Consider the following 13,333-nt stretch of genomic DNA (forward strand, 5'->3'; position numbering starts at 1 on the left):
TAAGGACCTTAATACCAGTCGTAAGAATTGGTATTAGTATAAATAGAGATAAAAGGTTGAGAAAGCGGTCTTTGTAAAACAGTATCTATAAGAGCATCTGCTCTGTCAGCGTTTTACTGCTCAGGTTAGCGTGTTACTTATTAAAAAATAAAGTTTAAAGTAAAATGTTTATCATAGAAGCAGCGATTTTAAAGAGATGAGATTGAAAATACAATACTATAGCGTAATGTGGTATTTGTAGATAAGGACTGATTATAAATCTATATTTTGTTCTTTAGCCACTTGGTCAATCAAATCGCGAGCGATACTACCCTTTGGTGGAATTCTGGGTAGGTTTGAGAGATCAAAGAAATCAGCATGTGCTAGCTCATCTTCTTGCAAGATAATATCGCCATTGGCATACGATGCACGAAAACCAAGCATTAAATTAGAGGGGAATGGCCATGGCTGACTGCTCACATAGCGGATATCTGATACTCTGATATTGACCTCTTCTGCGACTTCACGTACTACGGCATGCTCCAGACTCTCTCCAACTTCTACGAACCCTGCGATCAAACCATACATTGGCGGCAGGTTTTGCTGTCCATGACGGTGATGGTGAGCCAGTAAGATTTGCATCTCACCCGTCACTGGATTTGACCGAGTAATAGCAGTGATGACGCAAGGTTGTACGCGAGGGTATTGGCGCAATCGACATATTGGACAAACCATGGCACGTTCGCCTTGGTCAGCATGTACAGTAGGACTAGCACAGCGACTACAAAACTGCGTATCTGCTTGCCAGCTTAATAGTTGTATTGCTTGGCTAATCTGATCTGACAAAGCGACTGGCAAATGAGTCATTAGTTTTCGATAAGGAACAAAAGTGTTACCACTGCTTTCAGCAATAATTGGTAGCGTCATGTTATGAGCAACTGCATAGTCATAAGTCATGGCGCTCGTGGCATGAGCGGTAAAGCTATGAGCCATATTGGCATCAACCGTATCATCTGCATCGTTACCAGTGCTGTCGTCTGATAACCAATGATTTGGTGCTAGGCTCTCGTGCAGCGTTACGTGACCAACCTGATAAGCTTGCTCGCTTAAGTCATTACTATCGGGCGATAGCTGAACTTGCAAAGGCCACCAACCATCTGGCATTTGACGGCATAAGATACTGTCATCACTTAATACAAAAGCATGGGCCATATAAAATTCCAAACATTATAAAGTAAGTCCGCATCGACGTAGACACAGACTGTTTTAGAGTAAAATATCATCAATTCTATGTAAACCAGATACCCAGATATCTATACATGTTGTCAGGCTGGTTCAGCCTCATGACCAGGCTAGTTCAACCTAATGACTGTAGCGCTTTCACGTGCCTGACTCGTACCTACATTATCTTGAATTATCTATACGTAAATGAGATGTCATGGCTAAGAGATAATAACCATGCCATGACAATAAGAAAAGTTAAGCAGCAAGTAGGTGGCTTAAGCTTTGCTGCCCCACATCAAGCGCTTGTTTGCTGACAGGGCGATTATTCTCAAAACCATCTAAGTGATGATCGACCGCCATGATAACATCAGCGATGCAGGCTAACGTACTGTCTTCGATACGTCGTCCGCCTTCGATACGCTTTTCAATGTAGTTGGCTAGCTGACTCAGCATGCTGGCAGGTGTGGGCAGTTGTAAGAAGCGTACTGCGCCTGCTACTTGACGCATCATCCCAGGAATATTTTGGATATTTAGCATATCGCGCTCAGCTCCGCCAAATAATCATTGATGGCTTGCTCGGCACTAGCAATAGCAGTTCGGCTTTCTTGTATCAAGGTATCATTAGCCGTATTAAGCTGATGCAATGAGATATGCGGGTTATTCAGTGGCAGATAGATTGCCCCTGGTGTATGCATCTCTGCCATGGCAATGGCGGCGTTCTCTGCATGCATTAACGCTAGTAGCAAATGATCAAAATCGTCAGGGGAAGGTGCTTGCCAATGGCTCACAGCTTCTGCTGCTTCGCTAAGACTATTGGCTGCGTTGGACAGACCTAATAAACGTAATGCTGAACTAAGCTCAGTCAGCTCTTCGATAATTTGCGCGGTCTGCATATCAATAGGGTTGATTGAATCGCCACGTGCATAACTATCGACGTGTTCTTTAATATTATTGATCTGATTTTGAATAATTGTGTTTAACGTATCGGTAAGTTCGCGGTTAGGACCGAATAAAAAGCGTTTCATTTGTTCTAGCTGAGCACCTTCTAAATGGTTACTGGCATACTGTTCACGTAATTGCTGCGCTTGCTCGTTATCACGTTGACAGGCAAAGCTCACTAAATCTGCAAAGCGGGTATCCATGACTGGTAAATAGCTTTGAAATTGCTGCTCTAAATAGATAAGTGTGTGTTTTTGACTCAAGTTTAATGGTAATACTGCTGCGATATCAGTCACAGCAGCAGTCGCCGCTTGCCAAAATAAGCTATCAGTATTTGAGGCAATTAATGCACAAGCTGCACTCATAGCATCCAGCTTTTGCTGATCTGCTGAGTCAATTTTGCCATCTTGATTGAGTAGTGCAATGCTAAGGCCACTACGATACGCGTTGGTCAGCAGCTCTGTGTCTAGATTAAGCGTGCTTAGAGATTCAAAGTTTTGTTCAGGATTGGCGATGATGACACTACTGCTGCCAAATGCAGAAAAATAGTCTGCTGTAATAGGAAGTTTTTGACTATGTGCATTAAGCTTGTTAATGACAGGTATGAGTAGAGTAGGCTCTACCGATTCAGTCAAGAGGACAAACTCGACATAACGATCTAAGGTCATGATGGCTTCTGATAGATCCATGATCAAGTCGGTATCGTTGTTATCACCATTGTCATAAAGTCTCTGTAGACCACCAACAATGGCATCATTCAATGCTTCTGCACCGACCAAAGAAATCAGTTTAAAAATACAAGAAAGCTGCTTTAATACTTCGATAGAATCTGACAACAAAGGAGCTTGGCTACTATCATCATTGAACTCACCCAGATGAATCTCGGTATCCTTAAGCGTTGCTATAACCTCATCATGCAGTAAATGGAGTGATGGTAGGTTAAAATCAGTAACACTAAGCGTTGGGGCGGTTAGCTTCATTTGCGCAGACTGGTCCATAAGTATTTTTCCATAATGTACTGATGAGAATAGCAATATTATAAATTTGATTCAGAAAGTATTAGCTAGTGATGTTTTAACGCTTTCTATCATAATAATCAAGACTAAATTATACAAATGTCGGTTCAATAAAAATTCAAATGACAATTACATGCTAGCTTTTAGGGCAGGATAATCTTCTGCCAAAGCGGTATACCAGCTTTGGTCAGCAGTTTCATCCGATGTTGAAGCCAGTAATAAATTTGCTAAATTGGCGAAACTTGCATGAGCGGTTTGTCCGCCATCGGTATCTGTGTCCTCTTCGATGGCAAGCGTGACCTGTCCGCCAGTCATCGCCAAATAAACTTCGGCTAGAATCTCTGAGTCAAGTAATGCTCCGTGAAAAGTACGGTCTTGCTTACCAACATCTAGGCGACGCACGAGGGCATCTAGCGTGTTTTTTTGCCCAGGGTATTGCTGCTTGGCCATCGCCAGTGAATCGGTTACTTGCACTCGATTGGCAAAGTCATTCAGACCAACTTTTGCAAACTCCATATTTAAGAAGTTCATATCAAAAGTAGCGTTATGAGCGATAATCTCAGCGCCATCCATAAAGTCGTACAAAGACTGAGCCACTTGATCAAAGGTCGGCTTGTCAGTCAAAAATGCTTCAGAGATACCATGAATACGAATGACTTCATCATCCATACCGCGCTGCGGATTGATATAAACGTGCAGCTTTTCACCAGTAAACTTACGTCCGACCAGCTCCACAATACCGACCTCGATAATACGATCGCCTTTTAGAGCATCAAGCCCTGTGGTTTCTGTATCCATGATAAGCTGGCGATCTGCTTCATGGCGGTGTATCGGCTTTGGTAGTAGTGGCTTGAAATATGGGTTGGCACGGCTAGTATCCCCATCGAACTTAGGGGCATCAGATTCTACACTTGGCAACATATCATTGTCGACGGTGTCATCTAGGTGCGTTTGAATATCTGGCATAGCTTTGGTACTCGTCGGGTTGTATGTATTGTCTTGATGGCTGTTAGATTCTACAGCAATGTCTTCATCTATCTTAAGGGTGTTAGCTGTACTCTGACTATCTTCTCTTAGCGGCTTATTTTCTAAGAGCTCTTCATCAAACTCATCGTCCATCATATCTAGACCCAATGGATCGAAACTCAGCCAGTCAGCGCTAGACGATTTTTGCAAGGTATCAGTGTCAAGATTAGTATCAATATCAGTCGCTATGTGGTCTTTTTTTTTAGTCGTATCTGCTTCACTGACTATAGCTGAATGCCCGCTTTTTGAGGTGACACCTAAGTTTGCCAGCTCGTCTGCTTTTTCATTACCAGCATGTCCAGCGTGACCCTTGACCCAATGCCAGCTAATATCACGCTGTTGGCAGAGCTTATCCAATTGTTGCCATAGGTCTTGATTAGCGACTGGCTTTTTACTGGCAGTTTTCCAGCCCTTTTTTTTCCAACCCTCAATCCATTCAGTGATGCCTTTTTTTTGACATAACTGGAGTCAGTCCAAATCTCAAGAGTATGTTCATGCGGGCTATGGGTCAGGGCTTGTATCGCACCCATTAGCTCCATACGGTTGTTGGTGGTTTCTTTGTCGCCGCCGTATAAATCTTGCGTGCTGCCATCACTAAATATAAGATGTGCGCCCCAGCCGCCAGCGCCAGGATTGCCTTTGCAAGCACCATCGGTATAGGCCACAGTGGTATTTGTTTTAGCAGCCAATGGATCAATCGCGTTGTCTTTATGAGTGTTTGGCATTGAATTACGGTTGTCTGACATAAAAGAGTATGGACCTGATAATTGGTAAGCATAGGGTAGTACTAGAGCATCTCGTTTACGTTATTCGAACGACGATGATGACGTTGTGAGTATAGCAAATCTATCATAAATATGGGCAGTCGTGACGCACAAAGTCAGAAAACCGTTACGGTAACTTATAACATAATAGTAACGTCTTGGTTTTCTGTTAAAATAGCGAAACTCGCTGAAAGTCTCTGGTTTTTTAATGACAGAGCTGCCTTTGATACAAAGATGCCCAAGCGCATTTTTCGTATCTGCTATTTGATGGTTTTTTGATAAAAGTACACTTAATAAAAGTTTTTAATGCATGATTGCAGGATAACCCCATTATGTCCTTACGCTCGAATTTATTTAATAAGAGACTGACGTATCTGATGCTCAGTGTGACTGCCAGCAGCGCGATTTTTCTAAGTGCTTGTAATGATACTAGCCCTCAAGCAGATGCTAAAGTTGCGGCAGATCTGTCTGTCTTTGAGGGTTGTTATACGGTGAGTCAAGATGAGCCTGCACAGATAAAGGTCAGCCAGCAAAATGACACTTGGGTGATGCAGATGAAAGAACCCGTCACTGCTAAGCGTGTCTGGGATACTCCAGAGCCGTTAGAAGTGATTGAAAATAGCGATATACCGCAGTTTTTCTCTATCGATCCAGACAATGTCGATGCGGTTATTGGTCGTCCTGATCGAGTGCTTGTACTGGCTCATGTTAAACCAGCCTACGCAAATATTGATCCGCTCTTAGACAGTGAATACTTGTCGTATATCTACCGAGGTGCGAATACGATCTACCGCGTGGAATGTGATGAGGTGAATACTGATATTTTAGCCAATCCACATGCCAATCTTGTTATCGATAATGTCGACGACAGTATTTAAATAAGCATTGATAATAGTCTTTAGATAAATATCATTGTTGGTCGATGATATTTGCATAGACAGTATTTTGTTATAAACAGCCATACCATTAGAGTTAAGCGATATGAATTTTTTTCAGTTACGTAGTGTTAGGTGGGTTCTCTTATGCAGCTGGTTGGGCGGTAAGGACGTATGTACTAGACAAACAACCGACGCCTGAGCAGCCTTATAATTTAAAACACCCTGCGATTTTGGCATATTTGGGTGCATTTTTTTATTATCATGTTGATCGTCTCGTGGCTGCTTGGTCGCTATGCACTTGGTCATGCTGCGATTGATTTACCTTTCATTATTATCAATAGTCTCGTTGCGACATTCGTCTACTCGTTTGGTCTTAATCCAGAAAAAGCTAATTATGAAGTACCTGATTAAAATACAGTATTGAATGAATTGTAAATAACAAAAGCCACGACCGAAATATTAATTCGCGGTCGTGGCTTTTTTAATACTGTGATTATGAACCACTTTTTTTAATCGCTGAAAGTATTAATATTTATGAGGCTTTCTTAAGATTAGTACCAGTCTCGTCGCTGTCTTTCTCATCAGTACTAGTTTTATCGTTATCAGTCTTATCCGTGTCGTTCTTATCTTCTAATTTATCCTTAGTAGCTGATTGTTCCTGCTTCCACTCTTTGTATTTTTGCAGATCTTTTCTAGCTTGCTTTAGACAGAACTTAAGTACTAGCGCATCATCGATATGGCCGATAAACGGAATAGAATCAGGAATGAGGTCAATTGGATTTAGCACATAGAGCGCACCAATAACGCCAGCTGAGATTGTTTTGAAAGGAATCTTACGGTAGTCACCTTTATAATAGTCTTTGACAAGACTCATAAATAGCATTAGATCATCACTAAACGGTTCAAGGTAGCCGCTATCTTCTAACTTTTCTTTCAGCTTATCTTCTTTGCCCAGCAAGTATTCTAAATTAGAGTCAAGTGACTTGTTTTTATCGGTTTTTTTATTAAACATAATTATTACCTTTTATTTTTTGCAATGAATTTGTATTTACAGTAACAAATCTAGTCGACCTATATTGTGTGTCTCAGTAGCGAAAAAGTAAATATCGGTAAAGATTAGGCAACCATCAGTGTCAGAAAAGCGTCTACAATATGCTGCTACAAGGTCTAAAAACACAAGTCATAAAAATAAAAGTGATAAGGTAGTAGTAAAATATGGGGATTAAGCGTCAGGCATGGATAGATAATAAAAATAGTCATGCAACTGAAACAACATCTAAGCTAAACCGTCGGCAGTTTTTACGTCGAATCGGTGTGAGTGCAGGCACAGCAGTACTAGCGAGCCAAGGTATTTCTCAAGCGTTTGCAGCCAGTCCTATCGTGTCTGGTAATAACTCGCAACTGACCAAGGATGATCTGCCAACTTCGTTGTTAGAGGGTAAGTCGTCCTTACAAACGTCACAGGAATCACTGACGCAGGCAGGTTGTATCACGGCTACGATTGAGACGCGACTTTTTGCTAGCTCTAACGTTGGTGGTAATGATGAGCGTAATCAGTTGGCATTAGATCGAGTGGCTTGTGCTGGGTTTAAAGTAGAAAATCCTGCTATTACCAATCGTCAGTATTTACGCTTTGCGGGAACGGACTCACAGCGTGCTAGCGATTTTCAAAACCTTGCCACTGGGGCAATAGCCGCGCCAAAGCTGCTGCTAGGTGTGCGCGGTGGTTACGGTGCCATGCGTATATTGCCTATGGTGGATTGGGTGACGCTAGGACGGATTATGAAGGAGCGTGGCACGATACTCGCAGGCTTTAGCGATGTGACGGCTATCCAATGTGCGCTATTGCAAAAGGGTCAATGAGCTCGCTTGCCGCACCGATGCTCTATAGCGAGTTTGGCAAAACTACGCCTGATAAGGTCAGCTGTCAGCAGTTTGTTGAAGTGTTAACCAATCCCAATCTAACTATCAGCATACAAGATGCTTCATTAACCAGTCAGCAGCTACCTGCCATACTGACAAAAGGTGAGCCAAAAACCATCACTGGCACGATTGGTGGTAACTTAAGTGTCGTATCGGCGCTGGCAGGTAGTGAGTATTTACCGCGTATCGATGGCGGCATTGTGTTTTTAGAAGATGTCGGCGAGCAGGCGTATCGTATTGAGCGCATGTTATATGACTTATATCTCGCAGGTGTGTTCAAAGGGCAGCAAGCGATTATATTTGGGGCATTGTCTGGTACGGGCGAGGACAGCTATGACAAACGTTATGATGTCGCCACAGTCATTCGTCAGCTGCATGAACTAACAGGATTGCCGATATATAGTGGTATGCCTTTTGGTCATATCGGCAAAAAAATACAGCTTTCCGCTGGGAGCGACTTGCCAGCTGAGTCCTAATGCAAATGGCGGCTATCAGTTGGCATTTACCGATTATCCAACCATCAAGGCTGATGCCATCCAAGTAGAAGGCTTGTGGCAGACTGCTTAAACGCTAATCACTGTCCTTTTTAAATAGCTAACCGCGAAAACTTATCTTGATACTCTTTAGGCGTCAGCTCTGTCGCACGTTTAAATAGACGCGTGAATGAAGAGATATCATCATAACCTACTTGATCGGCAAGCGACTTTATTGATACATCGCCTAATTCAAGTAAGCGTTTGGCTTGTTCAATTCTAACGGCCTGAATATACTCAATCGGTCGCATTGCTACGCAGGACTGGAAACGTCTATTTAAAGTGCGCGGGGTAATATTTACCATAGCGGCTAAACTACTGACCTGCAAAGAATGTTGAAAGTTCTCTTCGATATATTCTTGGACTTGTTTAATCAAATGGTCGGAATGCGGCTTGTGCAGGGTCACATTGGTATAGCTATTTTGACTGCCTCTTTTACTATCGATGATTTGGGTTTTTGCTACCTGCGTAGAAATCTCACGTCCGCAGTACCGCTCAATCAATAATAGCCCCAAATCATAAAAGGCGCTGCCGCCAGCTGCACAAAATATATTGCCCGACTGATTTGTGGACTCGCTTCTTGAATGGGTCACAAACTGATTCTCTTGTAAATCTACGAGTGGAAAATCTGCCTTAAACTTATTGGCATAGCCCCAGTGCGTAGTGGCTATCTTATGATCTAATAATCCTGCCTTTGCCAAAAAAAATGCACCGCTACAGTTACTTGCTATATCAGCCTTAGTATTCGCAAGCCGTACTAAATGTGGCAGCAGCTCACTGTTTTGCTTTAACACCTTATCAATAGAATCGCCAATAGTGGGTACGAGCAATAAATCGCATTCTGTCACGTCTCGAATATCACAGTGAGCCTGCATGATTAAGCGGTTACTGCACCTGATATCGCCGCCACCTAAGCTTGCGATCTGCACATTAAATCGTGGCTCTACAGACTCATTTGAAAAGCGCTGCCAACTGACCCCGGTGAATGAAAACAAGTCCAATGCGCCAGAGAGTACACTGCCGAGCACACCATCGAAGCCAAGAATAATCATTTTAAAAGGTTTGAAATAGGGCATAAGTCATTCGTTTCCTTTGCTGTACTGACCAAAATAGTCATTATTTGGTTGATTTTAGCCGGTTAGATACTTTGTTTATGTCTTATTTGACCATAATTATGTCATAAATGACAATACGGAGATGTATCAAATTAGACTAATATCAATTGATAACCACATTTAATCAGTTAACGAGAATACTATGGCCGCAGATACCCTCCTAAACGATTTCGAATTACCTTTCCAGTTGTATGATGTACTAGGCACAGAATCACTCACCGAGCACGCAAAGTTCTCAGAACATAGCCGTGAGACATTTGATGCTGTGCTAGAGACGGCAAACAAGATTGCGACAGATTTATTTTTACCGCACAACCATATCGCAGATAAGAACGAGCCGCAGTTCGATGGTAAAAAAAGTCAGCATGATAAACGATGTAAAAGTCGCTTTTGATGCGTTCCGTGATTCTGGCTTTATCGCAGGTCGTTATAGCTTCGAAGACGGCGGCATGCAGTTACCTGAGACAGTGATGACAGCTGTGGCAGGCTACTTTATGGCAGCCAATCCATCAACGACTGCCTATCCATTTCTGACCACTGCGGCAATCAACGTCATCTCGCATTTTGCTAGTGATGATATCAAAGCAGCCTTTATGCCGCGTATGCTGACAGGTGAATTCACCGGCACCATGGCATTGACTGAGCCGCATGCAGGTTCGTCGCTTGCCGATATCAAAACCATCGCTGTAAAACAGGATGATGGCTCGTACCGCGTCAAAGGCAGCAAGATTTATATCTCAGCAGGTGATCATGAGTTGTCTGATAATATCGTGCATTTGGTATTGGCCAAAGTGCCAGGTGGCCCAGGTGGCGTAAAAGGCATCTCTTTATTTGCCGTGCCTAAGTATCGCTTGAACGATGACTTGTCTGTTGGCGAGCGTAACGATGTACATCTGACTGGACTGATTCATAAACTTGGTTATAGAGGTGCGACTTCTACAGCATTGAGCTTCGGCGATGAGGGCGATTGTCATGGTTATTTGATCGGCGAAGAGCATTTTGGCTTGCGCTATATGTTCAAGATGATGAATGAAGCACGTATCGCTGTCGGTTTTGGCGCTTCTATGATTGGTTATCGCGGCTATCAGTATTCGCTAGATTATGCCAAAGATCGTACACAAGGTCGCATTGCACCAAACAATAAGCCTGAAGATGATGCAACGGCTATTATTCAGCATGGTGACGTAAAGCGCATGCTATTGGCACAAAAAGCCTATTCTGAAGGTGGCATCTCATTGTGCTTATATGGCTCAAACCTAATTGACCGTATCAATACCTGTGAAGACGAAACGCTAAAAAATGAGCTAACAGAGTTGTTGGATTTGCTAACGCCAGTGCTAAAAGCATGGCCATCTGAATATGGGCCAAAAGCCAATGATTTGGGTATTCAAGTATTGGGCGGCGCAGGCTATACGCGTGAATATCAAGCTGAGCAATTTTGGCGTGACAATCGTCTAAATCCTATTCATGAAGGCACAAACGGTGTGCAGGCGCTAGATTTGTCATTCCGCAAGTTATGGCAAAAAGGTGGGTTAGGCATCCAAATCCTAAAACGTGAAATCACAAAAGATTTAGAAAGCATCACTACGCCTGAAAGCGCGCAACTTGCAGGCAAGCTGATGCCTTATATGGGTCAGTTGCATGAAGTGCTCGTGCATTTGGGCAAAGTGTTGCAGACAGAAGAAGCACTGACATTGACTGGTAATGCTCAAGCACTGATGAATATTTTTGCCTCAATTGTACTGAGCTGGATTTGGATTCGCCAAGCCAGTAAAGCCGAGCAGCTACTAAGTACGACGCAAGATGTCGAGCAGCAAAACTTCTACAAAGGCAAGATACAAGCGGCCAAATACTTCATCGATTGGGAACTACCATTAGTTAAACGCGACATCGAATTATTAACCAACACCAACTCAGTTTGCACTGATATGCAAGCGGACTGGTTCTAAAGACAACTCTAAGGAAAGAGACATGACAACGATAAATAAACAATGGCGTCTAAAAGCAAGACCAGTAGGCGAGCCAAGTGCTGAAACTTGGGACTATACCGAGACAGAAATACCGACGATTATCGATGGTCAGCTACTGATTAAGGTTGAATACATCTCTATCGATCCCGCGATGCGTGGTTGGCTGAACGATGCCAAATCTTATATCGCGCCAGTACAAATTGGTGAAGTGATGCGCGCCGGTACTGTGGGTGAAGTGATTGAAAGTAAGCATGAGAAATTTGCAGTAGGTGATTATGTCGCAGGTCACGACGGCGTACAGTCATATGCGGTCAGCGATGGTACAGGCCTGCATAAAGTTGATCCAAGCCTAGCGCCGCTGTCTTACTACTTGGGCGTACTCGGTATGCCGGGGATGACAGGGTATTTCGGTCTTCTAAAAACGGGTCAGCCAAAAGCTGGTGAGACGGTAGTGGTATCAGGAGCTGCTGGTGCGGTTGGTAGCTTGGTCGGTCAGATTGCCAAAATTAAAGGCTGCCGAGTCGTTGGTATCGCGGGCGGCGCTGAGAAATGTAAGTTCTTAGTCGATGAGCTTGGGTTCGATGCGACGATTGATTACAAAAACGAAGATGTGAAAAAAGCACTAAAGAAAACCTGTCCAGACGGCGTCGATGTGTACTTTGACAACGTAGGCGGTGATATCTTAAATGACGTGCTTACTCAGATTAATCTGCATGCGCGTATCGTTATTTGCGGGGCTATCAGCAATATAACAACACCACAGCAGTAAAAGGCCCATCGAACTATCTATCATTATTGGTCAATCGTGCTCGCATGGAAGGCATCGTGGTGTTCGATAATATCAAAGAATATCCAATCGCAATGAAAGATATCGCTGGCTGGATTCAGTCAGGTGATATGAAAGTGAAAGACCATATCGTTGAGGGTATCGAGACATTCCCTGATACTCTAATGATGCTCTTTAACGGTGAAAATTTCGGCAAACTAGTACTTAAGGTAGAGGGATAGATCATGACACTGAATACAAATGGAATTGCATCAGATGTAGCTGGCAAACGAATTTTGATCACGGGCGGTGCGTCAGGTATCGGTGCAGCAAGCGCATTATTGCTAGCCAGTCGCGGCGCAAAAGTCGTCATTGGTGATATGGCAGAAGAAATGGGCGAAGCAGTTGCTAAACAAGGCCAAGATGCTGGCAACAGTATCGTCTTTAAAAAAAGTAGACGTGACCAGTGGTGATGAAGTACGTGCGTTGTTTGATTTTGCAGTAGAAACGCTTGGTGGCCTAGATGTTGTGGTGAATAACGCTGGTATCGACCACAAGCCTTCACCAATGCATGAGCTAAGCGATGATGATTTTGATCGTAATATCGCCGTGAATTTAAAAGGTGTGTGGCACTGTATGCGTGCTGCGGTCAATTGTATGCTGCCTAATGGCGGTGGTCATGTGATCAACGTCGCCTCTATTGCTGGTCTTCGTTCAGCGCCTATGATTTCAGCCTACAGTGCAGCTAAACATGGGGTTATGGGTCTGACTAAATCTGCTGCCCATGAGTATGCCCGTGCCAATATCCGTTTTAACGCGGTATGCCCAAGCTTCATTGATACGCCAATGGTACGCAATACCATGGCAACGATGGATGAGCGTACGCAGCAAGCAACAATTAAGGCCAGTCCACTGCGCCGCCTAGGAAACGTCAGTGAAATCTCTAGTGCAATTGCATGGCTTGCCAGCGATGAAAGCAGCTTTATGAATGGTCATGCCTTCACCTTAGATGGTGGTATGCTAGCGTAACCGTGATCGTTGAGCGCTCTTTGTTCAGTTTATTAGTGCTCGATAATCGCTGTTAGTTTTGACAGCGATTATCTGCGTTTAGTTATCTGATTTTAGATACACGTTTTAGATACATGAATTTAGCGCTCAAAAATTATCGAAAATATAAAGTTTATAAAAATATAAGGAACA

General features: G+C 43.3%; 14 protein-coding genes and 2 pseudogenes. 9 read left to right on the forward strand and 7 right to left on the reverse strand.

Annotation, left to right across the window (positions count from 1 at the left end; translation table 11 throughout):
* Nucleotides 1-252 precede the first annotated feature (252 nt).
* From nudC to TT11_RS17250, 5 genes and pseudogenes are all read right to left on the reverse strand, one after another.
* On the reverse strand, nt 253-1,191 hold the full coding sequence (gene nudC, locus TT11_RS08945) for an NAD(+) diphosphatase (RefSeq protein WP_261870102.1): 939 nt from the start codon (nt 1,189-1,191) through the stop codon (nt 253-255).
* A 267-nt stretch (nt 1,192-1,458) separates the two neighbouring features.
* A complete protein-coding gene (locus TT11_RS08950) occupies nt 1,459-1,740 on the reverse strand; it encodes a hypothetical protein (RefSeq protein ID WP_261870104.1) in 282 nt (93 codons plus the stop codon).
* Nucleotides 1,734-3,140, reverse strand: coding sequence for a hypothetical protein (locus TT11_RS08955; RefSeq protein WP_261870106.1), 1,407 nt, complete (start codon nt 3,138-3,140; stop codon nt 1,734-1,736). Before TT11_RS08955 ends, TT11_RS08950 begins: the two co-directional genes overlap by 7 nt.
* 147 nt (nt 3,141-3,287) lie before the next feature.
* Nucleotides 3,288-4,544: pseudogene (gene dnaQ / locus TT11_RS08960) on the reverse strand (DNA polymerase III subunit epsilon); the annotation flags it as partial.
* Nucleotides 4,442-4,930, reverse strand: coding sequence for an RNase H family protein (locus tag TT11_RS17250; RefSeq protein WP_370587829.1), 489 nt, complete (start codon nt 4,928-4,930; stop codon nt 4,442-4,444). The gene TT11_RS17250 and the pseudogene dnaQ, both read right to left, overlap by 103 nt.
* Before the next feature lie 350 nt (nt 4,931-5,280).
* Between TT11_RS17250 and TT11_RS08970 the strand changes: the two genes are divergently transcribed.
* Together TT11_RS08970 and TT11_RS08975 are read left to right on the forward strand one after the other, a co-directional pair.
* Nucleotides 5,281-5,826 carry a hypothetical protein gene (locus tag TT11_RS08970; RefSeq protein WP_261870107.1) on the forward strand — a complete coding sequence of 182 codons (546 nt, stop codon included), beginning with the start codon at nt 5,281-5,283 and terminating at the stop codon, nt 5,824-5,826.
* 243 nt (nt 5,827-6,069) lie between these two features.
* Complete coding sequence (locus tag TT11_RS08975; protein ID WP_261870108.1) at nt 6,070-6,237, forward strand: hypothetical protein; 168 nt, start codon at nt 6,070-6,072, stop codon at nt 6,235-6,237.
* 121 nt (nt 6,238-6,358) lie between these two features.
* Here the strand turns inward: TT11_RS08975 and TT11_RS08980 are convergent, their stop codons facing one another.
* Nucleotides 6,359-6,838, reverse strand: coding sequence for a YkvA family protein (locus TT11_RS08980; protein ID WP_261870110.1), 480 nt, complete (start codon nt 6,836-6,838; stop codon nt 6,359-6,361).
* A gap of 203 nt (nt 6,839-7,041) precedes the next feature.
* Here TT11_RS08980 and TT11_RS17255 point away from each other — a divergent pair, with 203 nt between their 5' ends.
* A complete protein-coding gene (locus TT11_RS17255; RefSeq protein WP_370587830.1) occupies nt 7,042-7,689 on the forward strand; it encodes an LD-carboxypeptidase in 648 nt (215 codons plus the stop codon).
* Complete coding sequence (locus TT11_RS17260) at nt 7,686-8,225, forward strand: hypothetical protein (RefSeq protein WP_370587831.1); 540 nt, start codon at nt 7,686-7,688, stop codon at nt 8,223-8,225. The genes TT11_RS17255 and TT11_RS17260 overlap by 4 nt, the downstream gene beginning before the upstream one ends.
* A 110-nt stretch (nt 8,226-8,335) precedes the next feature.
* On the opposite strand, the gene TT11_RS08990 is transcribed toward TT11_RS17260, so the two are convergent.
* Nucleotides 8,336-9,358, reverse strand: coding sequence for a GlxA family transcriptional regulator (locus TT11_RS08990; RefSeq protein WP_101205632.1), 1,023 nt, complete (start codon nt 9,356-9,358; stop codon nt 8,336-8,338).
* A gap of 181 nt (nt 9,359-9,539) precedes the next feature.
* On the opposite strand from TT11_RS08990, the pseudogene TT11_RS08995 reads away from it, so the two are divergent.
* The 5 genes and pseudogenes from TT11_RS08995 (at nt 9,540) to TT11_RS09015 (ending at nt 13,162) form a co-directional block, all read left to right on the forward strand.
* Nucleotides 9,540-11,346 (forward strand): annotated as a pseudogene (locus tag TT11_RS08995) (acyl-CoA dehydrogenase).
* Between the two features lie 22 nt (nt 11,347-11,368).
* Nucleotides 11,369-12,136 (forward strand): NADP-dependent oxidoreductase, encoded by a 768-nt coding sequence (locus tag TT11_RS09000; protein ID WP_261870112.1) that lies wholly within the window; start codon nt 11,369-11,371, stop codon nt 12,134-12,136.
* Entirely contained in the window at nt 12,097-12,375 is a 279-nt protein-coding gene (locus tag TT11_RS09005) for a hypothetical protein (protein ID WP_261870113.1), read from the forward strand. The genes TT11_RS09000 and TT11_RS09005 overlap by 40 nt, the downstream gene beginning before the upstream one ends.
* Before the next feature lie 3 nt (nt 12,376-12,378).
* Nucleotides 12,379-12,606, forward strand: coding sequence for an SDR family NAD(P)-dependent oxidoreductase (locus tag TT11_RS09010; protein WP_261870114.1), 228 nt, complete (start codon nt 12,379-12,381; stop codon nt 12,604-12,606).
* Nucleotides 12,557-13,162 (forward strand): SDR family NAD(P)-dependent oxidoreductase, encoded by a 606-nt coding sequence (locus TT11_RS09015; RefSeq protein WP_261870160.1) that lies wholly within the window; start codon nt 12,557-12,559, stop codon nt 13,160-13,162. Before TT11_RS09010 ends, TT11_RS09015 begins: the two co-directional genes overlap by 50 nt.
* The last annotated feature ends 171 nt before the right edge of the window (nt 13,163-13,333 follow it).

This window comes from Psychrobacter sp. JCM 18901, from assembly GCF_000586435.1.
GTDB lineage: Bacteria > Pseudomonadota > Gammaproteobacteria > Pseudomonadales > Moraxellaceae > Psychrobacter.